The 22,392-nt window shown below is 57.8% G+C and carries 14 protein-coding genes; 9 read left to right on the top strand and 5 right to left on the bottom strand.

The genetic code is table 11. The annotated features are described in order from the left end of the window. Positions 1-82: 82 nt before the first annotated feature. From KVG88_RS17285 to purE, 4 genes are all read right to left on the bottom strand, one after another. Positions 83-619 (bottom strand): DUF3299 domain-containing protein, encoded by a 537-nt coding sequence (locus KVG88_RS17285; RefSeq protein ID WP_217872109.1) that lies wholly within the window; start codon positions 617-619, stop codon positions 83-85. An 82-nt stretch (positions 620-701) separates the two neighbouring features. Then, positions 702-947 (bottom strand): GlsB/YeaQ/YmgE family stress response membrane protein, encoded by a 246-nt coding sequence (locus KVG88_RS17280; protein WP_008064532.1) that lies wholly within the window; start codon positions 945-947, stop codon positions 702-704. A 112-nt stretch (positions 948-1,059) separates the two neighbouring features. Then, positions 1,060-2,142: a 5-(carboxyamino)imidazole ribonucleotide synthase gene (locus KVG88_RS17275; protein WP_150704168.1), complete on the bottom strand. Its 1,083-nt coding sequence runs from the start codon at positions 2,140-2,142 to the stop codon at positions 1,060-1,062. 11 nt (positions 2,143-2,153) lie between these two features. After that, the gene (gene purE, locus KVG88_RS17270; protein WP_034149342.1) at positions 2,154-2,645 is read right to left on the bottom strand and encodes a 5-(carboxyamino)imidazole ribonucleotide mutase; all 492 of its coding nucleotides are present in this window, start codon (positions 2,643-2,645) and stop codon (positions 2,154-2,156) included. A 421-nt stretch (positions 2,646-3,066) separates the two neighbouring features. Here purE and KVG88_RS17265 point away from each other — a divergent pair, with 421 nt between their 5' ends. Next, a complete protein-coding gene (locus tag KVG88_RS17265) occupies positions 3,067-3,765 on the top strand; it encodes a hypothetical protein (protein WP_217872108.1) in 699 nt (232 codons plus the stop codon). 55 nt (positions 3,766-3,820) lie between these two features. Here KVG88_RS17265 and KVG88_RS17260 read toward each other — a convergent pair whose 3' ends face one another. After that, positions 3,821-4,729: a LysR substrate-binding domain-containing protein gene (locus KVG88_RS17260; protein WP_150704166.1), complete on the bottom strand. Its 909-nt coding sequence runs from the start codon at positions 4,727-4,729 to the stop codon at positions 3,821-3,823. 180 nt (positions 4,730-4,909) lie between these two features. Here KVG88_RS17260 and KVG88_RS17255 point away from each other — a divergent pair, with 180 nt between their 5' ends. The 8 genes from KVG88_RS17255 (at position 4,910) to KVG88_RS17220 (ending at position 22,374) form a co-directional block, all read left to right on the top strand. Further along, the gene (locus KVG88_RS17255; RefSeq protein WP_150704165.1) at positions 4,910-6,334 is read left to right on the top strand and encodes an aspartate ammonia-lyase; all 1,425 of its coding nucleotides are present in this window, start codon (positions 4,910-4,912) and stop codon (positions 6,332-6,334) included. Between the two features lie 483 nt (positions 6,335-6,817). Continuing rightward, positions 6,818-8,266: an alanine/glycine:cation symporter family protein gene (locus tag KVG88_RS17250; protein WP_150704164.1), complete on the top strand. Its 1,449-nt coding sequence runs from the start codon at positions 6,818-6,820 to the stop codon at positions 8,264-8,266. Positions 8,267-8,435: 169 nt separating this feature from the next. Continuing rightward, positions 8,436-9,440, top strand: a complete 1,005-nt coding sequence (locus KVG88_RS17245) for an asparaginase (RefSeq protein WP_217872107.1) — start codon at positions 8,436-8,438, stop codon at positions 9,438-9,440. A gap of 127 nt (positions 9,441-9,567) precedes the next feature. Beyond that, on the top strand, positions 9,568-14,232 hold the full coding sequence (locus KVG88_RS17240) for a coiled-coil domain-containing protein (RefSeq protein WP_217872106.1): 4,665 nt from the start codon (positions 9,568-9,570) through the stop codon (positions 14,230-14,232). A gap of 86 nt (positions 14,233-14,318) precedes the next feature. Further along, positions 14,319-15,317 (top strand): AraC family transcriptional regulator, encoded by a 999-nt coding sequence (locus KVG88_RS17235; protein WP_150704161.1) that lies wholly within the window; start codon positions 14,319-14,321, stop codon positions 15,315-15,317. Between the two features lie 151 nt (positions 15,318-15,468). Next, on the top strand, positions 15,469-16,497 hold the full coding sequence (locus KVG88_RS17230) for a histone deacetylase family protein (RefSeq protein ID WP_217872105.1): 1,029 nt from the start codon (positions 15,469-15,471) through the stop codon (positions 16,495-16,497). 15 nt (positions 16,498-16,512) lie between these two features. Beyond that, on the top strand, positions 16,513-17,613 hold the full coding sequence (locus KVG88_RS17225) for a polyamine ABC transporter substrate-binding protein (RefSeq protein WP_217872104.1): 1,101 nt from the start codon (positions 16,513-16,515) through the stop codon (positions 17,611-17,613). A 162-nt stretch (positions 17,614-17,775) separates the two neighbouring features. Beyond that, complete coding sequence (locus KVG88_RS17220) at positions 17,776-22,374, top strand: hypothetical protein (RefSeq protein ID WP_217872103.1); 4,599 nt, start codon at positions 17,776-17,778, stop codon at positions 22,372-22,374. Positions 22,375-22,392: the final 18 nt, after the last annotated feature.

The raw sequence follows: 22,392 nt of genomic DNA, 5'->3' as shown, positions 1-22,392 counted from the left end.
AAAAGATCGCAGCCTTCGGCAGCTCCTACACCGATCCCTGTAGGAGCTGCCGAAGGCTGCGATCTTTTTTGCTGATTGCCAATTACAGATCCGACTCCTTCACCACCCGCACCTTCGCTGCATCCAGCGCATATGCCGCATCCGCCAGGTCATTGCTGACCTTCTCGACCTTCAGCGTGCCGGTAACCCACAGCGGCGTGTAGATATCATTGAGCTTCAAGCCCTTTGGATAGCGCACGAGCACCAGTTGATTGGGTGGCGGTGGCGGCACGTGAATGCAGGCGCCCGGGTAAGGCACCAGGAAAAACAGCGTGCTGTTGCCCTTGGCGTCGGACTCCAGCGGCACCGGATAACCTCCGATGCGGATGTTCTTGTCGTTCATCGACGCTACGGTTTTGGTCGAATACATCACCGCCGGCAAGCCTTTGCTCTGCTTCATGCCACCCTTTTCGGTAAAGGTGCCATTGGCTTCAGGGGAGTTGTGGTCGATTTCGGGCATTGCCTCGAGGGCTTTCTGGTCCGATTTGGGCATCAGTTCGAGCCAGTCGGTTTCTGGCAGTTCGCCGGCGTGGGCAAGGCTCGAGCCCAGTAAAACAAAGGTCAGCAAAAGACGGCGCATGAAAATGCTCGGCAAGGAAAGGAAAACGCCGAGCATTCTAGTCCTCCCGGGCTGCGCAGCCGAGAGGACTTTGTCGCTTGGATCAGTTCTTTTTGATCAAGCCGTAGATCACCAGCAAGATGACGGCGCCCACCAGTGCCCCGATGAAGCCTGCGCCTTCACCCGCTTGATAGAAGCCCAGGGCCTGGCCGCCGTAAGTGGCTGCCAACGAACCGCCGATACCGAGCAGGATGGTCATGATCCAGCCCATGCTGTCATCACCCGGTTTCAGGAACCGCGCGAGCAGGCCGACGATCAAGCCGATAAAGATGGTTCCGATGATTCCCATGGCATTTCCCTCTGAATGATTTGGCTATGCGAAAGCCTAGTCAGACTTTCGCATCCTGCCATGAGAGAACGGCGGCACCGCAATGGTTCCGCCGCGGCCACAGGAAACTGTTTTACTCGGCGATCAGCGCTTCGACCTTGAGGATCTGCGCGGCCAGGGTTTCGCGGTCTGCACAACGCAGGTTGGCGTGACCGACCTTGCGGCCGACCTTGAACGCCTTGCCGTAGTGATGCAGATGGCAATCGGCGATCGCAATAACCTTGTCGGTGTCCGGCACTTTGCCGATGAAGTTGAGCATCGCGCTCTCGCCGACCTTGGCCGTCGAACCCAGCGGCAGACCGGCAACGGCCCGCAGGTGGTTTTCGAACTGGCTGCACTCGGCGCCTTCAGTGGTCCAGTGCCCGGAGTTATGCACACGCGGGGCGATTTCGTTGGCCTTGAGGCCACCGTCGACTTCGAAGAATTCGAACGCCATCACGCCGACATAATCGAGCTGCTTGAGCACTCGGCTGGAGTAGTCTTCGGCCAGGGCTTGCAGCGGGTGATCGGTGCTGGCCACGGACAGCTTAAGGATGCCGCTGTCGTGGGTGTTGTGTACCAGCGGGTAGAACCGGGTTTCACCATCGCGGGCACGCACGGCGATCAGCGACACTTCACCGGTGAACGGCACGAAACCTTCCAGCAGGCAGGCCACGCTGCCCAGCTCGGCGAACGTGCCGACCACGTCTTCAGGCGTACGCAGGACTTTCTGACCCTTACCGTCGTAACCCAAGGTGCGGGTTTTCAGCACGGCCGGCAGACCGATGGCAGCCACGGCGGCGTCCAGGTCAGCCTGGGACTGAATGTCGGCGAACGCCGGAGTCGGAATTCCCAGGTCCTTGAACATGCTCTTTTCGAACCAGCGATCGCGGGCGATGCGCAGCGCTTCGGCGCTCGGGTAGACCGGTACGAATTGCGAGAGGAACGCTACGGTTTCCGCTGGCACGCTTTCGAATTCGAAGGTCACCAGATCGACTTCATCGGCCAGTTGGCGCAAGTGATCCTGATCGCCGTAATCGGCCCGCAGGTGTTCGCCCAATGCGGCCGCGCAAGCGTCCGGCGCCGGGTCGAGGAAAGCGAAGTTCATGCCCAGCGGAGTGCCCGCCAGCGCCAACATGCGACCCAACTGGCCGCCACCGATTACACCGATCTTCATCGTCAACAACCTCAGGCGATGCGTGGGTCTGGATTTTCCAGGACGCTGTCTGTCTGCTCAGCACGGAAGGTTTTCAGCACTTCGTGGAACTGCGGGTGCTTGGCGCCCAGGATACTCGCCGACAACAGCGCGGCGTTGATCGCTCCCGCTTTGCCGATGGCCAAGGTAGCAACCGGAATGCCGGCAGGCATCTGCACTATAGAGAGCAGCGAATCGACGCCCGAGAGCATTGCCGATTGCACCGGCACGCCCAGCACCGGCAGGTGGGTCTTGGCCGCACACATGCCAGGCAAATGCGCCGCGCCACCGGCACCGGCGATAATCACCTCGATGCCACGCGCTTCCGCTTCTTCAGCGTACTGGAACAGCAGGTCCGGGGTGCGGTGGGCAGAAACCACCTTCACCTCGTAAGGGATGCCGAGCTTTTCCAGCATATCGGCGGTGTGGCTAAGGGTGGACCAATCGGACTTGGAGCCCATGATCACGCCAACCAATGCACTCATCGTCGTGCCTCTTCTCTCTGGGCGCCCGCAGGCGCATCAAAAAACAACAAGCCACGCAAAATGCGTGGCTTGATTGTACGAATTATGGCCGGTCGTAACCGGCCGAAGGCCGCGCAGTATACCTCAACGGAGCAGATAAACAGCCCCCGTGGCGACCATCTGTCGTAACCGGAGAATGGGTCTGGGGAAGGAGTTTTACTGACTCAGAAGTCAACCCGCATTTATCGACCACCACTCTATTTTTTGTTAGATGTAGTGCGGTGTTGATTATTCAACATCAACTTACTAACACAACTCCATCACACCACATCCACTGACACAAATTTATAGTGCACACCTATCAAAAATTAAACTATTAATCCTTATATCCATAGGTCATCACAACGACTCAAATATCTCCAAACAAGGAAGTTCTAAAGATATGCTCAAATCAAAAATATCAGTACCACTGTTGCTTTTAGCTGCACTGACTTCAAACTCAGCCCATGCGACGATAGCCATTGACGATACTCCCTGGCCCGCCGAACAACCTCAGCCAAAAGCTCGCTCACTGGTAGAACCATTAGTATCTAAAATGCCAATCTTCATCTATGCATTCATCCATGATGATGTATTAGAGCCACAGTCCGACATTTACACGAAGCACTTCCTGCCTATGGTCAAGGAAATTGAGGGATTTACCGGACGACGCGTGTCCATTCAGTTCATTCGAAACTTGCGAACATTCACTGACTTTAATTATGAACATGAAAACGAACAAACCACCTATCTAAACTGGTATGGGTTGGCTTCATATTACAGAGACGAAAAAAACTTGCCGCGCACCCGAACAACAAAATTCCTGCTGATCACCAAGAACGCACTCAACAACAGAGTCGCGGGAATCGCCGGCCTAGGGCAACAAACCGGTATTGCCTCACTAAAAAGCGCATTATTCGTTGGGCATGAAATTGGACACATGCTGGATGCCGATCATGAGCACGGTGACGTGTTGTTTAGAAACGGTTGGTGGTGCGACAGTTACATGGTACCGAGCCCGAACCTGTTGAACGCCAATTGCCATTTTTATACTGATGCAAACCAGCAAAGAATCAGTGATTTTCTAAGCAACGTCCCCTGAGTTTCCGCTATCCGCAATGTTCTGAGCCGGTCAAGCCGGCTCTAGACGTATATTTTCATGCACCTGCCGCTGCCCCACCCTCCAGCTTGCGCCACAACAACCGCACATTCGCCTTGCGCACCAAGGCGCAACGGTACAGACGAATCTCCAGCGGCACATGCCACTGCGGACCGCCGCACACCACCAGTTCACCGCGCGCCAGCTCGGCGCGCACGCTCAGTTGCGGCACCCAGGCAATGCCCAAGCCTTCCAGAGCCATGCTTTTGAGGCTGTCGGCCATGGCGGTTTCGTAGATGGTGGTGAAGCGCAGCGCCCGTTGGCGCAGCAACATGTTCACCGAACGCCCGAGAAATGCACCGGCGCTGTAAGCCAGCAACGGCACACTGCCCTCGCCTTCGAGGTCGAACAACGGTTTGCCGTCGGCGTCGGCGGCACAGACCGGCAACATTTCGGTGTGCCCCAAGTGCAGCGAAGGGAAGATTTCCGGGTCCATCTGCATCGCCGCGTCGGGGTCATAGAACGCCAGCATCAAATCGCAGCCGCCTTCGCGCAAAGCGTGTACCGCGTCGCCGACGTTGGTCGCGACCAATCGTGTGGCGATGTTCAGACCTTCGTTGCGCAGCTGGGCGATCCAGCGCGGAAAGAAACCCAACGCCAGCGAGTGAGCCGCAGCAACCTGCATCACTTCGCCCTGCCCGCCTTCCAGGTGGTGCAGATGGCGCAGCACTTCGCCGAGCTGTTCGACCACGGTACGCGCCGTTACCAAAAACAATTGCCCCGCCGCCGTCAGCTCGATCGGTGTGCGCGAGCGATTGACCAGTGTCAGCCCCAACGCCGCTTCCAGGCTGCGGATTCGGCGGCTGAACGCGGGCTGAGTCACGAAGCGTCGTTCGGCAGCCTGGGAGAAGCTACGGGTGGCGGCCAGGGCACTGAAGTCCTCCAGCCATTTACTTTCCAGATTCATCTCGCCCTCCCGGACACGCACCAAATTAGGTCACACGCTCGCCGTCAACTCGGCGTCACATGGTCATTATGCCGAATATGCATAGGCCAGTGTTTAACAGCATTGGCCCAAAATTCTCCACAAGCCTAGCATTTGCAGTGTTCCGGCACAGACCGGGTTCATATCGAGATGATTTCTATCATGTCCTCCGCTGCATCTTTCCGCACAGAAAACGACCTGCTTGGCGCCCTCGAAGTACCGGCTCAAGCGTATTACGGCATCCAGACCCTGCGAGCGGTGAACAACTTCCGCCTCTCGGGCGTTCCGATTTCGCATTACCCGAAACTGGTTGTCGGTCTGGCAATGGTCAAACAGGCCGCTGCTGACGCCAACCGTGAGCTGGGTCATCTGAGCGAAGCCAAGCACGCGGCCATCAGCGAAGCTTGTGCACGATTGATCCGCGGTGATTTCCACGAAGAGTTCGTGGTCGACATGATTCAAGGTGGCGCTGGTACTTCCACCAACATGAATGCCAACGAAGTGATCGCCAACGTTGCTCTGGAAGCAATGGGTCACCAGAAAGGCGAGTACCAGTACCTGCACCCGAACGACGACGTCAACATGGCGCAGTCGACCAACGACGCCTACCCGACGGCGATCCGTCTGGGTCTGTTGTTGGGTCACGACACGCTGCTGGCCAGCCTCGACAGCCTGATTCAGGCGTTCGCGGCCAAGGGTAAAGAATTCGATCACGTCCTGAAAATGGGTCGCACCCAGCTGCAAGACGCCGTGCCGATGACTCTCGGTCAGGAATTCCGTGCGTTCGCCACCACCATGGGTGAAGACCTGGCCCGTCTGAAGACGCTGGCCCCGGAACTGCTGACTGAAGTGAACCTGGGCGGCACTGCGATCGGTACCGGCATCAACGCTGACCCGCGTTATCAAGCGCTGGCTGTACAGCGTCTGGCACTGATCAGCGGTCAACCGCTGGTTCCAGCGGCCGACCTGATCGAAGCGACTTCCGACATGGGCGCCTTCGTACTGTTCTCCGGCATGCTCAAACGCACCGCGGTCAAGCTGTCGAAGATCTGCAACGACCTGCGTCTGCTGTCCAGCGGCCCGCGCACCGGCATCAACGAAATCAACCTGCCAGCGCGTCAGCCAGGCAGCTCGATCATGCCAGGCAAGGTCAACCCGGTAATCCCGGAAGCCGTTAACCAGGTGGCGTTCCAGGTGATTGGTAACGACCTGGCGCTGACCATGGCAGCCGAAGGCGGCCAGCTGCAACTGAACGTGATGGAGCCGCTGATCGCTTTCAAAATCTTCGACTCGATCCGTCTGCTGCAACGCGCCATGGACATGCTGCGTGAGCACTGCATCGTCGGCATCACCGCCAACGAAGCACGCTGCCGTGAACTGGTCGAGCACTCGATCGGTCTGGTCACTGCACTGAACCCGTACATCGGCTACAAAAACGCCACCCGCATCGCCGGGCTCGCCCTTGAAAGCGGCCGCGGCGTGCTGGACCTGGTGCGTGAAGAAGGTCTGCTCGACGACGCCATGCTCGCCGACATCCTGCGCCCGGAAAACATGATTGCTCCGCGTCTGGTGCCTTTGAAGGCATAACCCTACGCGTTACTTGTAGCACCGCTCACCAGGTCGAGGGACTAGACACCTCTCACCTTTTGAGGGCTTGGGGATTTAGTCCCCAGGCCCTTTTTTTTAACTTCTTCGCGGGCAGGACGTTAAATGTTTTGTGTATTTGATACCGCCAAGATCGCAGCCTTCGGCAGCTCCTACATGTTTGACGTACACCTGTAGGAGCTGCCGAAGGCTGCGATCTTTTGATTCTGCAGCACCTCGTTTCGTCGCTTGCACCACTACTGTGCAGACGGACGGCACGCTCATCGGTATAGTGCCGCCCCTCTTCGCGTGAGCGGTCGTCGGTAGCGAGACCTCAACCCATGCGAAACCCGAACTAATAACAAACCCGCGATATGAAACCGGGATGAACATCGACCCGCCTGTTGTGCCGAGTGCCAACCGATGTAACTCGATGTGTCTGCCCGGTCTGCATTTGCCTACACAAAAAACAGCGAGGAGTAATCCATGCTCGAAGTCATTAACGACTTCCTCTCAGGGAAAGTACTGATCGTGCTCATTGTCGGGCTCGGTAGCTACTTCACGATCCGCTCGCGTTTCGTTCAACTGCGTCACTTCTTCCACATGTTCGCGGTGTTCCGTGACAGCCTCAAAAGCAGCGCCGGGCAACTCAGTTCGTTCCAGGCCTTGATGCTCAGCCTCGCCGGCCGCGTCGGCGCGGGCAACATTGCCGGTGTCGGCATCGCCGTGACCCTCGGCGGGCCGGGCGCCGTGTTCTGGATGTGGGTGACCGCGCTGGTCGGCATGTCCAGCAGCTTCTTCGAGTGCTCCCTCGGCCAACTCTACAAGCGCTGCGATTCTGAAGGCCAGTTCCGCGGCGGCCCGTCCTACTACATCCAGCACGGTCTGCAAAAACGCTGGCTGGGGATGATCATGGCGTTCCTGCTGCTGATCACCTTCGGCTTCGCCTTCAACGGCCTGCAATCGCACGCTGTGACCCACTCGCTGAACAACGCCTTCGGCCTGGACACCACTTACACCGGCATCGGCCTGGCCGTGCTGCTGGGCCTGGTGTTCATCGGCGGGATCAAACGCATCGCCAAGGTCGCCGACCTGTTAGTGCCGGTGAAAACCCTGGTCTACATCGGCGTGACCATCTACGTGATCGTCCTGCAGTTCGACCAGGTGCCGGGCATGCTGATGACCATCGTCAAGAGCGCATTCGGCCTGGACCAGGCTTTCGGTGGCCTGATCGGCAGCGCAATCATCATGGGTGTGAAACGCGGCGTGTTCGCCAACGAGGCCGGTCTTGGCAGTGCGCCTAACGTGGCGGCGGTAGCAGCGGTCGAGCACCCGGTGGCGCAAGGCGTGGTTCAAGCGTTCAGCGTGTTCCTCGATACCTTCGTTATCTGCACCTGCACCGCGCTGCTGATTCTGCTCTCCGGTTTTTACACGCCGGGCTTTGAAGGCGACGGCATTGCCCTGACTCAGAACTCGCTGGCCGCCGTGGTCGGTGACTGGGGTCGGATGTTCATTTCCGTGGCCCTGGCGTTGTTCGTGTTCACCTCGATCCTCTACAACTACTATCTGGGCGAGAGCAATCTGCGCTTCTTGATTGGTGAAAACCGCAAGGCGCTGATGGGTTATCGCGCGCTGGTACTGGGACTGATTTTCTGGGGCGCCATCGAAAACCTCGGCACCGTGTTTGCCTTCGCCGACATCACCATGACCCTGCTCGCGTTCGTCAACCTGATCGCGCTGTTCCTGCTGTTCAAGGTCGGCATGCGCATCCTGCGCGACTACGACGACCAGCGCGCCGCCGGCATCAAGACGCCAGTGTTTGATTCGAGCAAATTCCCGGACCTGGATTTGGACCGCCAAGCCTGGCCGGCGAACCCGCCCGCAGCTCCTCAGGCACAACCCGAGCCGCAAGGCGTACCCGCAGCGCAACGCTGACAGGTGAATGACGGGCGCATCCCCTGCGCCCGTCAGTTAAAGTGGTGCAATACCTGTAGGAGCGAGCCTGCTCGCGATAGCGGTTCAACATTCAACATTGATGTTGGCTGAAAGACAGTTATCGCGAGCAGGCCCACGCCTACCATGTCATCTCTTGTGGAGACTCCAGATGATTGCCAGTTCCTACCCCGCCGCCCAACACGTCATGGTGCTTTACACCGGGGGCACCATCGGCATGCAGGCCAGCGCCAACGGCCTGGCCCCGGCGTCCGGTTTCGAAGCGCGGATGCGCGAATACCTGCACAGCCAGCCTGAGCTGGTGGTGCCGCAATGGCGCTTCCGCGAGATGTCGCCGCTGATCGACAGCGCCAACATGACCCCGGCTTACTGGCAGCAACTGCGTGAAGCCGTCGCCGAGGCGGTTGATGTGCACGGCTGCGACAGCGTGTTGATCCTCCACGGCACCGACACCCTGGCCTACAGCGCGGCGGCGATGAGTTTTCAACTGCTGGGCCTGCAAGCGCGCGTGTGCTTCACCGGCTCGATGTTGCCCGCCGGTGTGACCGACAGCGACGCCTGGGAAAACCTAGGTGGCGCTTTGGTCGCCTTGGGCAATGGCCTGGCTCCTGGCGTGCACTTGTATTTCCACGGTGAAGTGCTGGCACCGACCCGTTGCGCCAAAGTGCGCAGCTTCGGCCGCCATCCGTTCAAACGCCTGGAACGTCAGGGCGGTGGTGTGAAGGCGCCTTCGATCCCGACTCAGCTGAATTACAACCAGCCCAAACAATTGGCGAACGTCGCCGTGCTGCCGCTGTTTCCAGGCATCAGTGCCGCCCTCCTCGATGGCTTGCTCGACAGCGGTATTCAAGGTCTGGTGCTGGAGTGCTACGGCAGTGGCACCGGTCCGAGCGACAACCCCGAGTTTCTCGCCAGCCTCAGTCGTGCTCGCGACAACGGTGTGGTGGTCGTTGCCGTGACGCAATGCCACGAAGGCGGTGTTGAACTGGACGTCTACGAGGCCGGCAGTCGTCTGCGTGGCGTTGGCGTGTTATCGGGTGGCGGCATGACTCGCGAAGCCGCGTTCGGCAAGTTGCACGCGCTGCTGGGAGCAGGGTTGCCGACGGCAGAAGTACGACGCTTGATCGAACTCGACCTGTGCGGTGAATTGAGCTGATTCGCAACGTCTAAAAACCTGCCGGCGTATAAATAACTACCACCGCTGCTCAATGACACATCCCTAGCATGGAGTGGCCCGAGACTTGTTCTCGGGGCACTCCATCACTTATATGCAGGGATGCACCATGAGCACACCAGCTTCAACCTCCACGCCACAAATCCCCTCCGCGACAGAGGCATTGATCACCCAACTCAGCGTCGGTCCCGACTTGAGGGAAGTGGCGGCCGTCCTTTTGCGTCAACACTTGCAGACGCTGTATCCGACGCTGGATATCGACCCCGCCATCACCATGGTCGGCACGCCTGTGTGGGAAATTTTCAACGATGAAATCATCGCCGGCCCCACCCGGTATCAAGCACTGACGGAAATCCTCGCCAATCAGACGGTGTTCGCCATTCCAGCCCTTTACATCGAGGGCGAACATTTTCTGGTGCAACAACCCATCACCGAACCTGCAGTCCATTTGCCAGTGCGGATCGACGAAATCGCCAACATCATCAATCTGCTCGCTCCCGTGATGCTCTCGGCATTTCAGGAGCAACAGCTGGCATTCTGGAACAGGGAAAGTGGCAGTGCCGGGCCACGCTGGCATGAACTCTCGAGCACCCTGCGCAATCTCTGGAATGTCGACAAGGTTCAGGGTTGGGATGTGGATGATTGCGCCATGGCGCGCAAACTGTTCCGCTCCCCGGATCTGGAGAGCCGCAAACAGGACGACGCCTATAAAACCAGAGCCTATCTGGTGGGGATTGATCTAATCGATGGGGAGAAGGTGACACACCTCAGCGAAGTGTCGATTTCGGTTCTGGTGGGCACGCACCAAAAACGCACCATCGTCCTCACTCATTCGTTGCTCAAAGGCTATGAAAAATTCGACTCACTGGAACAATTCGGCCAGACACTCCCGGATCATCTCAGCACCTCGGTGGCCCATCAGGAACTACAGTGGCGACTGATAGAACCTAAAGATAATTTCTTTGATTATCAGGCTTGCGCATTGATCTCGATCCAGATTGATGTCATCGCATCTCTGGATTTTTCCGATCTCAGGTATGGCAATCCTGGCAAGCCACTTGCTCCATCGCCTTCCGACTCCGACGTGGTAGAAACCACCACAAAGCAAGGTCCCGGTATTGAATGGTTCAAAGACGCGCTACCCGATTGGTTGAGCTCGGCTCCACTGCCAGACCAAAACAACTTCTCACGACACTTGAAGGACCTGGCGGCGCTGCACAGTCTGAATGCAGGTAAGTCTTATCTGGACGGCATAACGCCGATCAGGCAGTACGCGCTGGACGAGCTCAACACACTGCATACGAAAAAGACCACAGAACACGCTACCACGGCACAGCAAAATACCGACGTAGAACTCGATCTGGCCATGATCCAGATACGCGTCCAGAGTCCTGTCATCTGGGGAACATTTGCCGTTCCGGGCAAGATCGATAGCTACACATTCAGCGTGTCCGATCTTGCGTTGCAGAACCTGATCGCCCTCCCCACTGGAAACAAGACCATTCACTCCACCAGGGGCAAGACCCTGCCTGAATGGCTGACCGTCAAGTATGTCGAAGACCTCATCACCGAGGTCGATATCGGCAAGACCTACCCGGCACTGATCAAAAAAACCTTGCTCGAAGATCCGAAAGAGCTTGCGCGCCGACAAGCCCTGTATACCCAACACCTGAGAATTCAGTTGCCACTGCTTGCCTTGCAATGCCAGATCCGCGAACAGGCGGGCATCGACGCACGCGGCTACCGCTATGTCGTGGCCATGATGGAGTCCGAGCCCGATAACCGTGTCGTTGAAGGACAGACCATCGTCATGCGCCCCTTGGCGTTTTCTCCCAAGCGCCGCAAAGATGGCTCCGAGGATGTGGTCGCCAACATGTTCGTGATCGGCCCGAAAAACCCTACAGCCGGCCCTTGCCTGTTGTATCGACCGATGCTTGACGAGCCTTTGACACAGTACCCCTCACCCACCAATTTGCTGTACGCCATCCAGCAATCTGCCAGCTTGCGCGAATCCGTACTGGCCTGGTTGCCGGAAAGTGTGCGCAGCGATTACGCCAACTATGTTTTCCAGGGCGCACTGCCTTCGCCGTGGGCCATTGCCGAATTTCTGGTCGATCCGGTGAAGCTCACGACCATGACCGGGCCAATGATGCTGGGCAAAAAAACAGTGGAGGGTGATCTGTTCGCTACCCTGTTCAAGTCCAACACAGATGCATTGGTTGAACTCGCTGATCGCGAGTCAGTTTCGAACACCGAAAATCGCTGGGCGAGCTTCAAACAAGCCGGTTGGACGATATTCAATACCGTCCTGCCTTTTTTGGGGCGCACGGTTGGCATCGCGGCCTGGATCTGGCAGATCATGGACCAGCTTCAACAGCTGCATGACGTGCAGGAAACAAACGACAAGCCCGAGCAATGGGCCGCACTGACCGACCTTCTGCTTAACCTTGGAATGGCAATCACCGTCCATATCACGACCCAAAGCGCATCCACCAAGCACCAGAAAAGCATTACGCCAACGCCCAAGCCCGCTCCCTCGAAAGAGCCGGTAGCGAAAAAAGTCAGCATCAAACAACTCACCAAAGCCGCTGACAATGACGCGCCTAAACTCCAGCAAATCCTGAACATCAGTGGCGCTGTAAATCGGACAGCCGGCAGCCTGGCAACCGTTGTGGCACGCTTCAAAGTCAACCGCCCCGAAGGCCTAGGCGAGGCCAACACTGAGGAAGGCATTCATCAGCATCTCTACAGTCACAACAAAAAATGGTACGCAAAAGTTGGAACGAACTGGTTCGAGGTTTCAGTGGACGAAAACGAAACCGTCATGATCATCGACCCCAAACGGGCCGATCACACGGGACCGGCACTGATCCACAATCTGAAGGGTGAATGGTTCATCGACACGCGCCTGCGTCTGCGAGGTGGCGGACCCAAGACCCTGGCGCAACTCGCCAAGGCTCAAGCCACGCTCAAGGCCAATGAACTGCGTACCAAACTGACGGCGTTCGAAAGCCGCAAGAAAACCGCGCAAAACGAATTGCAACAGGCCCATCAAGCGATGAGCAGTGCCAGCGCCCAGAGCGTTGAAGCCAAGCGCCAGCTCTACCTGGAAAAGCTTGAGTCTCAGCAAACAGATTACGCAACGGCGCTGCAAGATCTCAAAACATTACATGTGTTTGCGCCCACCGCGGATTACCAGCAAAAAGCGCTGCTATATCTTGACGCTCAGCTGGAACTCATTCATGCCGGCATTCGGGAAAAGCTCATTACTTTCACGCCGAAAATGCGAGTTGTACTGGCTCAGATTGAACGGCAATCCGCAGACCCACAACTACGCCAGATCAAAGATGCGCAGCAAATGAGCGAAATGAGTAAAGACATGATCGCCCGCCTGGAGCGCATTCAATCAGGCATTAAGGAGCTCAAGCCGCTGGAAAGAGATGGACTTGTGCTGATTCAAAAGATCCGTAAACGATTACCCGTCTATTCGATCGACGATCTGAAGACTGTCCAAGTGACGATAGCGCGCAATTTGTGTCTGCCCGAAAGCACCCTTGCAACCCAGGCTGAGGCCTGGTCGACCATTGACCAGATTGTCGATACCGCCGACATTGCCGTGCGAGCCTTGCGCGACACATTGGATGAGCGCAGCGTGGCCCGTCTGGATGAGCGCATCGACAGTCTCAACGACTTGATCGAACAGTTCAGCGTCATCGACGAACGCTTGGAGGATTTCAAAGACTCGTACACGACGCACGTCCTTGAATCGCCGTTGAAACAGCTGCGTCAACAGCTCGAAGAATTCAAAAACCGCGCTGCACACAATCTGGTCCTGGTCATTGAAGAGCGGGATGCATTACGCGCCAGGCCCACTCTGCCACTGCAACCGCCAAGGCCCAGGAAAAAGTTCATCAGAACGCGCTACAACGGTGTGCTCATAGGTCAGCCACGCCTGACTACGCTGGGTTTGGAGACGGATCTGGTGGACATCACATCGCCGCTCACCGACAAGGTCATTGCCACGTTCCATGAGAAAACCCCGGGCGTGTGGGTTGAGCGATTGACAACCCCCACAGCTGAACCGGCGACGCCGGATTTGCAGCTCAGCATCAACCAAGGCCAGGCGTTGCTCAACGGGCTGAAAACGTTCAATACGCGTATGGCCGAACAACTCAAACAGCCAGGGCGCTCGCCTGGCGGGATCGAATACCTGTTTCACCATCACGCCGTGCAACTGGAGCAAGCCAGCAGTGCAATCGAACAAGCATTGACCGACCGCAATGCCACCGAGAGCACCACGACCTCCGCAGCAGAGGTCAACAAAGCCCTAAACGATGCCGCCGATAGCCTCTATGAGCAGGCCACCGCAAACATGCTGAAGATGACCAAGGAGCAACCACCGACCCTGGCGGGCATTGAATGGCTCAAAAGCCACAATGCGATAACCATCACAAAAACCATTACCCGGCGCCGCGTAAAAAGTGGAAGGACGCTGTACCTGGACGAATTCACGCTCACTGATCCCAAAACACGAGAGGTACTTTGGTATGCGCATTTCCTGTATTCGACGGCCTGGGTTCCAGCCAAATCTTTTCTTTACGCACGCCTGAAAACTCCGCAGGAACAGCGGATGGGCACTGCCGCTGACACCGCCAAAGAACTCTATGGACCCCAGCGACTGGCGTATTACCGCAGCATGATCGGGCTCGAGCAGGCCAACCGGTTATTCTTCGGTCCTGAATGTGTCACCGAGAGTTGTTGTGTGACCTGCTGACCTCAGCACGCCCTCGCCAACGCGAGGGCGTGTGATCACGGCACGCTCCTTGCTCTGTCCAGATCAAACAAAGACCGGTGTTCCTTATGCTCCACTCCCACCTCACAACGCTAAACGCGGTGTCGCTGGTACTCAACGCCTTCAAGGCAGAAGGCCTTTCCAGCGAAGCGCTGCTGGCCGGTAGCGGCATCAGTGCGGCGGACCTGAGCCGCGCCGACACACGAATCACCACCAATCAGGAGATGCAGGTCTGCGCCAATGCTGTCGCACTCAAGCGAGACATCGGCCTGGAACTGGGCCGGCGGATGCACGTTTCCTCCTATGGCATGCTCGGTTACGCGCTACTCACCAGTGCCACCTTCGGTGACGCCTTGCGCCTGGCGATACGCTATCCAGCGTTGCTGGGAACACTTTTCGAGCTGAGCCTGGAGGACGACGGAGAGCGTGTCTGGTTCGCGGCCGCCGATTACCGTGAGAGCCCGGCCATGGCCGTGTTCAACGCAGAATTCTGCCTGGTCTCGCTGAAAGTCACCTGCGATGATTTGCTCGGCCATCCCTTGCCGTTGCTCGGCGCACGCTTTGAGCATGCTGCGCCCGATTACGAAGCGACTTACGCTCAGCACTTTGACTGCCCGCTGCACTTCGGCGCGCGGGACAATGCCTTCGCTTTCGACAAGCGCTGGCTGGATCAACCGCTGCCACTCGCTGACGCGATTACCCATCAAGCCATGGCTGAGCGTTGCCGCAAGCAAAACCTTGAGTTCACCGGGCGGCAGGCCTGGCTGGGACGAATCCGCCAATTGCTAAGCGCGCAATTGAACGCAGCGCCGGGGCTTGAAGGCCTGGCCGAACAGATGAATTGCTCGGCGCGGACCTTGCGCCGACACCTCAAGGATCTGGGTTGCAGCTACCAAGAGCTGCTCGATGAATTGCGCTTTGAGCAGGCCAAGCAAATGCTGTGTGAGGATCAGTTGCCGATCTATCAGATTGCCGAGGCGCTGGGATTCAGCGAGACCGCGAGTTTTCGGCATGCGTTTGTGCGCTGGAGTGGCGTGGCGCCCAGTCAGTTTCGGCCGCACGGCTAACCCCGGTTATGCATTGCATGCGTTAACCAGGGGCGAATTTCGGTCAAATGTTTTGGCCATATCGATCCCCTTTTGGCCTTTCCTGCCGTTCTCCTAAACCGTCTGCGCCGCAAAACTGTGTTCAACCGACTCAGCCTGCGGAGAACAAGAAATGCTGACGATCTACTCGAACGATCACCACCTGCACCACGGCCGTTGCGAACTCATCGACGGGCAACTCAAGCCCTGCTTCGAAATGCCGTCGCGAGCCGACCACGTGCTGGCACGGGTACAAAATCGAAATCTGGGCCCGGTCGAAGCGCCGCAGGATTTTGGCCTCGGGCCAATCGAGCGCATTCACAGCCGCGACTATCTGGACTTCTTCAAAGGCGCCTGGGCACGCTGGACCGAGTTCAACACCGACGGCGACTTGCTGCCCTACACTTGGCCAGCCCGCACCCTGCGCCGCATTAAGCCCACCAGCCTGCATGGTGAACTGGGTTACTACAGCTTCGACGGCGGCGCCCCGATCACCGCCGGCACCTGGCAAGCGGCGTACAGCGCAGCGCAAGTGGCGCTCACCGCCCAAGCGGAAATCCAGCGCGGCGCCCGTGCGGCCTTCGCCCTGTGCCGCCCACCGGGACACCACGCTGCCGGCGATTTGATGGGCGGTTATTGCTACCTCAACAACGCCGCCATTGCCGCTCAAGCCTTCCTTGATCAAGGCCATAAAAAGGTCGCGATCCTCGATGTCGATTACCACCACGGCAACGGCACCCAATCGATTTTCTACGAGCGCAGCGACGTGCTGTTCACCTCGATCCACGGTCACCCGGAAGCCGAGTTCCCGTTCTTCCTCGGCTACGAAGATGAACTGGGCGAAGGTGCTGGAGAAGGCTTCAACTTCAACTATCCACTGGCCGCCGGTTCAGGCTGGGACACCTGGAGTGCCGCACTGGAACAAGCCTGCAAAGAGATCGAAAACTACGGTGCCGACATCGTTGTGGTTTCCCTGGGCGTCGACACATTCAAAGACGACCCGATCTCGCAATTCAAGCTCGACAGCCCGGATTACCTGGCCATGGGCAAGCGCATTGCCGGCCTCGGCGTGCCTACGTTGTTCGTGATGGAAGGCGGCTACGCGGTCGAAGAAATCGGTATCAATGCCGTGAACGTTCTCGAAGGTTTTGAAAGCGCTTAATGAGGAAGTACAAGCATGAAAAGTCTTAAGCGCCTTATGGTTCCAGCGCTGTGCGCCACAGTGCTCAGCGGCGCGGCGCACGCCGAAGAACGAACGTTGCGCGTCTACAACTGGTTCGACTACATCACCCCCAAGGCTTTGGAAGATTTCAAGGCGCAGAACACCCAGACCAAACTGATCTACGACATCTTCGACACCAACGAAGCGCTGGAGGCCAAACTGCTGACCGGCAACTCCGGCTATGACGTGGTGGTACCGTCCAACGTGTTCCTCGCCAAGCAGATTGAAGCCGGCGTATTCCAGCCGCTGGATCGCAGCAAACTGCCGAACTGGAACCACCTCGATCCCAAGCTGATGAAGCTGATCGAAGCCAACGACCCGGGCAACAAATTTGCCGTGCCGTACATGTACGGGACCATCCTGATCGGCTTCAACCCGGACAAGGTCAAGGCTGCCCTGGGCGCCGACGCCCCGGTGGACAGTTGGGACCTGATTTTCAAGGAAGAGAACATCAGCAAGCTCAAGCAGTGCGGTGTCGCCCTGCTCGACTCGCCGTCGGAGATTTTGCCCCTGGCCCTGCAACACCTCGGCCTGGACCCCAACAGCAAGAAGCCGGCGGACTACGCCAAGGCTGAAGCGCTGCTGATGAAAATCCGTCCGTACGTGACCTACTTCCACTCGTCCAAGTACATGGCCGACATCGCCAACGGTGACATTTGCGTGGCCGTCGGTTATTCCGGCAGCTTCTCGCAAGCCGCCAACCGTGCCAAGGAAGCCAAGAACGGTGTGGTCGTCGACATGCGCTTGCCGAAAGAAGGCGCGCCGATCTGGTTCGACATGCTGGCGATTCCCAAGGGAGCGAAAAACACCGAAGACGCCTACACCTTCATCAACTACCTGCTGCAGCCTCAGGTGATTGCGCCGGTCAGTGACTTCGTGGGGTATCCGAACCCGAACAAGGACGCCACGGAACTGGTCGACCCGGCGATCCGCAACAACCCCAACCTGTATCCGACCGACGCGGCAATGGGCACGCTCTACACCCTGCAACCGCTGCCGCGCGATGCCGAACGCGCACGGACCCGGGCCTGGACCAAGATCAAGTCCGGCACCTGATAACCGCGTCGTAACGTCATCAACAAGACCTGCGTTTTACGCAGGTCTTTTTTTTGCCCGCCATATTTATTTACCGCCAACGCTGTCCCGCCCGTCACTAACTTGCAGGGGACTGCTCACCACTCATTCAACGGTGACTGCCCCCAAAAAAGGATGTGACCCATGCCCGATACTTCTACCCCGTCTTCCATCCCCGACCTGCCAGCCGATCAAGACGCCTTGCTGACGCAATTGGTGGCCGGACCCTCAATCAGGGAAGTCGCCACCCATGCCTTGCAACCGGCCCTTAAAACGCTTTACCCGAATCTGCACATCGACCCACGTCTGGCCATGGTGGTGACCCCGACCTGGGCCGTTCATGAACAGCAGGTTGATCCCGGTCCCCGCCACTTTGAATCGTTGACCGACGCGCTGGTACGCCATGGAGTAGCGGCTACGCCGGTGGTCTACCTCGACGGCGAGCATTACCTCACGCTGCAACCGCTGGTGCCCATTCCAGTGCAATTGCCCGTCAGCATCAATGTCATCGGACAGCTTCTCAACGAGTTGGCGCCGCTGCTGTTCGTCGCGTTTCAAGAGCAACAGGTCGAGTACTGGAACCAGTACACTCGGGCGTCCGAGCCACGCTGGAAAGGTTTATCCAAATCGCTACGTGAACTGTGGAGCATCGAAACAGACACGAACTGGGACACCGACCGCTACGCCATGGCGCGTAACCTGTTTGCTTACCCGGACAAAAGCAAACGCGCGGCTCACGATACCTATCAATCGCGGGCATGCCTGATCGATCTCGACAGTTTGAGCGACGGCGTCTCAACTCACCTCAACATCCTCGACATGGCAGTCCTGATCGGAACCCAAGGCACTCGTAGCCTCATCATTACTCACACCATCACCCGCGGCTTTCAAGCCTACGACTCGATGCAGGAGTTGGGTGATTCGTTGCTGTCTTACACCAACGGCCAGACTACCGGCAACACCCTGCAATGGCGCCTGATCGAACCGCAGGGTAATTACTTCGACCATCTGGCGTGCAACCTGATTGCCCTGCAAGCGGACTCGATTGGCGCCCTGGCGAACGACAGCACCGCGGTGAACCCTGACCTGGCGCCGCACATCAGCCGCTCAACGAACGAGCTCGATCCAACGGACAAACAAAAGCCCTCTCGATTCAATCAGGTCGAGCAAACATTACCGGACTGGATGGACAACGCCTCTTCCAGCGACCTCACCGCGTACAGCCGGCACCTGATGGATCTGGCGCAGGTGCAAAATCAGAATGCCGGTCAGTCGTTTCAAGATGGGATCAAACCCATCCGCGAGTTCGTCCTGGATCAACTGAGCGCAGCCATGCTCAAAGACCACGCCGATGCCTCAAAACTGAATCTGGCGGACATCGAAATCGTGGTCGATAGCCTGGTGGTCTGGGGCGCTTTCGTACCGCTGGTAGAGCCCGAGCGCACCACACTGAGCCTGGTCGACCTGGCCCTGCAAAACCTGATTGCCTTGCCACTGGGCAACAAAACCGTAAGCAGCACCAGCGCCGCCACGCTGCCAGGATGGTTGACGGTGGACTACCTGGAAACGTTGATCACCCGCGTCGATATCGGCAAAACCTATCCGACGCTGATCAAAAGCAAGCTGCTCGACGACCCCCTTGAAAGCTTGCGGCGCCAGAACCTGTTCACCAGTCACCTGCGCGTCGAACTGCCGCTGCTGGCTTTGCAGCAGAAGATTCGCGCACAGAACGGGATCGATGAACGCGGTTACCGTTACGTGGCGGCTGTCGTGCAGGTACTGGATGCCAATCGCTGGGTGGATGGCCAGGAAATTGTCATTCGCCCGCTGGCGTTCAATCCGGGCTGGCGTCTGAATGCAACTGCAGACGAAGTGGCCAACATGTTCGTGATCGGTCCCCGGCAAATGGACAAAGGCCCTTGCCTGCTTTACCGACCACTGCTCGATCAACCATTGAGCCAATACCCGACGCCGGCCAACCTGATTTATGCCATCAAGCACACCCCGGCATTACGTCAATCGGTGCTGGCCTGGTTACCGGATGGTGTACGCGCCAACTACACGAACTACGTGTTCACCGGCGACCGGCCTTCAGTGTGGTCGCTTTCGCAACTGCTGGCCGATCCTCTGACCCCGCTGCAAATGGCGGGCACGCTTTCTCTGGGGACCGGTGTCGTCGCCACCGATTATCTGGCCAGCCTGTTCAAGGCCAACGTCAAAGCCTTGATCGAACTGGCGCAAAAGCAATCGGTGTCCAACGCGCAAAATCGCTGGGCAACCTTCAAACAAGCAGCGTGGATGATATTGAACGCAGCGCTGCCTTTTCTCGGCCGAACAGTCGGCACAGCCGCCTGGATCTGGCAGGTGCTGGATGACTTGCAACAAACGGTGGACGCCGGTGAGAGCGGTGACGCACAACAACAGAAAACGGCGATGACCGACCTGCTGCTGACCCTGGCCATGGTGCTCGCTCATCACGCCAGCACGCGCCATGCGACCGCGCGCAGAATCGAAGAGAAACCTTCGTCACAAGCTGTGACAGTCGTTGAGAAAAAACCGGTATCTCCACCGGTTGTGGTTGTTCAGTTACCCGATACCGTTGCCGAGCCAACCTCTTCACAACATCAAATTTCAGTACTGACAGGCACCGCCCTAAGCCTGGAGAAAACCCTGGATCGTTTCAAAATCACCAAGCCCGCGGTACTCACGCCACCGGACAGCGCCAGCGGTATCTATCGCAATCTCCATCGAGACGGAGCGAAGTACTACGCCCCGGTCGGTGCGCGATGGTTCGAAGTAAGAGTTGAGGAAACCGGCGAAGTGTCGATTGTTGACTCACGCCAGCAACCCCCGCGGGAAGGTCCTGCATTGATCAACAATCAGCGGGGCGAATGGTTTGTCGATACTCGCCTGCGTCTACGAGGTGGCGGCTTGTCGAGTCGGCGCAAGGCGTTGCAGTTAAAAAATCGACAGCGCATCACCGAACTCAAAAAAAAGTTGGCCCAATTCAGTGACGAGCGTGAAAGCGCTCGCCAACAACTGATGGATGCCCACGCCCAGATGAAAGCCGCCAGCGACGAGACGCGGCCAAGCGTTCAACAGCAGTTTCTCGAAAAACTCGACCAACACACCGACCAATATGCCGCCCCCATTGAACAACTGAAATCGCTGAACCTGCTCGAAACGGTTCCCGGTTTCCGCACCGACATGGTCGAGATGCTCGGCACCCAGCTTTTTTTCAACCAGACGTGGCTTGATGAAAAAAGTCCGGCCTTCACCCAGGCCCTGCGAGAAACATTCACGCTGCTGGATGCTGAAGAAACGTCAGGCGGGAGTGGTGACCGTGCGACTTATCAAAAAATGATCGACCTGAGTGAGGGCATGATCGGCAAAGTCGAGTTTGCTCAATCACGCTTTCTCGAGTTGAGTCGACTGGGTAAAAGCGCTGCCGAAATCGTCAGCACCTACAAAGCGAAACTGCCGGCTTACAGCTTGAACGACCTCAAGGCGCTTCAGGTTTCGCTGGCCCGCGAGGTGTGCCTCAAAGAAGGAGAAAGCATTGCGCTGAACGAAGCCCGAACGGAATTCTTACGTCTGCTCGACACCACCAATCTGGTCATCCAGACCTCGCAAGAGCTGATGCTGAAGGAGAGCAGTTGGGCGGCCAGTGAACGCATCGAAGGCCTGAGTGGCATGCTGGAACAGTTCGTGGCCATCGACCAATCCTTCGCGGATTTCGCCGCCAACCACAAGGACGCCATACAAGAAACACCGCTCAAGCACTTACGCAAACGGGTTAGCGAATTCCAGCAAGACACCGAGAGTCATCTGGTGCAATTGCTGCGGGAGGAGCCTCCCAAAGAACCGCGCCCTGGACCTTCCCGCCCAGCACTGGCTCCGCGCAAACGCGTCGTGAACACACGCTTCAATGGCACGGTGGTTGGCGAAGTCCGTCCTTCGGCTCCGGGTGAGCCAATACTGCTTGATGTGCATGCTCCTGTGACCGGCAAAGTCATCGCCACCTTTCACGAAAAAACACCCGGAGTCTGGCTCGAGCGAGTACCGGCCAAACGTCGCGGGCCTACGGCTCCAGCACCGACACTCGACGCGCAAATGACCCATGGCCGGACTCTGCTCGATGGCCTGGAAAATTTTATCCGGCAAACCGAAATCAGCGCAAAGAAGCCCGGCCGTATCCCGGTGGAAATCGAGGAGTTGTGCCAGCAACAAGCCGACCATTTGAACCATAGCGCCAGGACCCTGGAGCAGTCCCAAATCAACACTAACAGCACCGCCGAACCGGATGTTGCCGCCACACAGCTGGCTGCGGAATTGACCAAGGCCCGTGATCGACTCTACGCCGAAGGACAACGAATACGCATCGATATGACCAAGCAACAACCCCCCACGGCCGCGCGCGTGCAGTGGTTGCGAAGCAAAAATGAAGTCGACATTGTGCCCGTCGGTGATCGACGCCGACTCAAGGGTCCGCGCAAGGATTTCATGCAGGAGTATGAAATTCGCGAGCGCCAAAACCAGCAAGTGCTGTGGTATGCGCATTTCCATTATTCGAGCCTGGATGCGCCGGCCGACGCCTTCACCGCCGCCCACCTGAAACTTCGCGATCAACGACTGTTGGCGGGTGCATTCGACATGCGCTCGGCCACCACCAACCCACAAGTGATTGCCATCTATCGCAGCGAGATCAGCCCGCAACTGGCGCGCACGCTGTTCTTCTCGTAATACCGAAACGTCAAAAAG

The organism is Pseudomonas azerbaijanoccidentalis (assembly GCF_019145495.1).
Taxonomy (GTDB): Bacteria; Pseudomonadota; Gammaproteobacteria; order Pseudomonadales; family Pseudomonadaceae; genus Aquipseudomonas; species Aquipseudomonas azerbaijanoccidentalis.
This window is presented reverse-complemented; position numbering and strand designations above follow the sequence as displayed.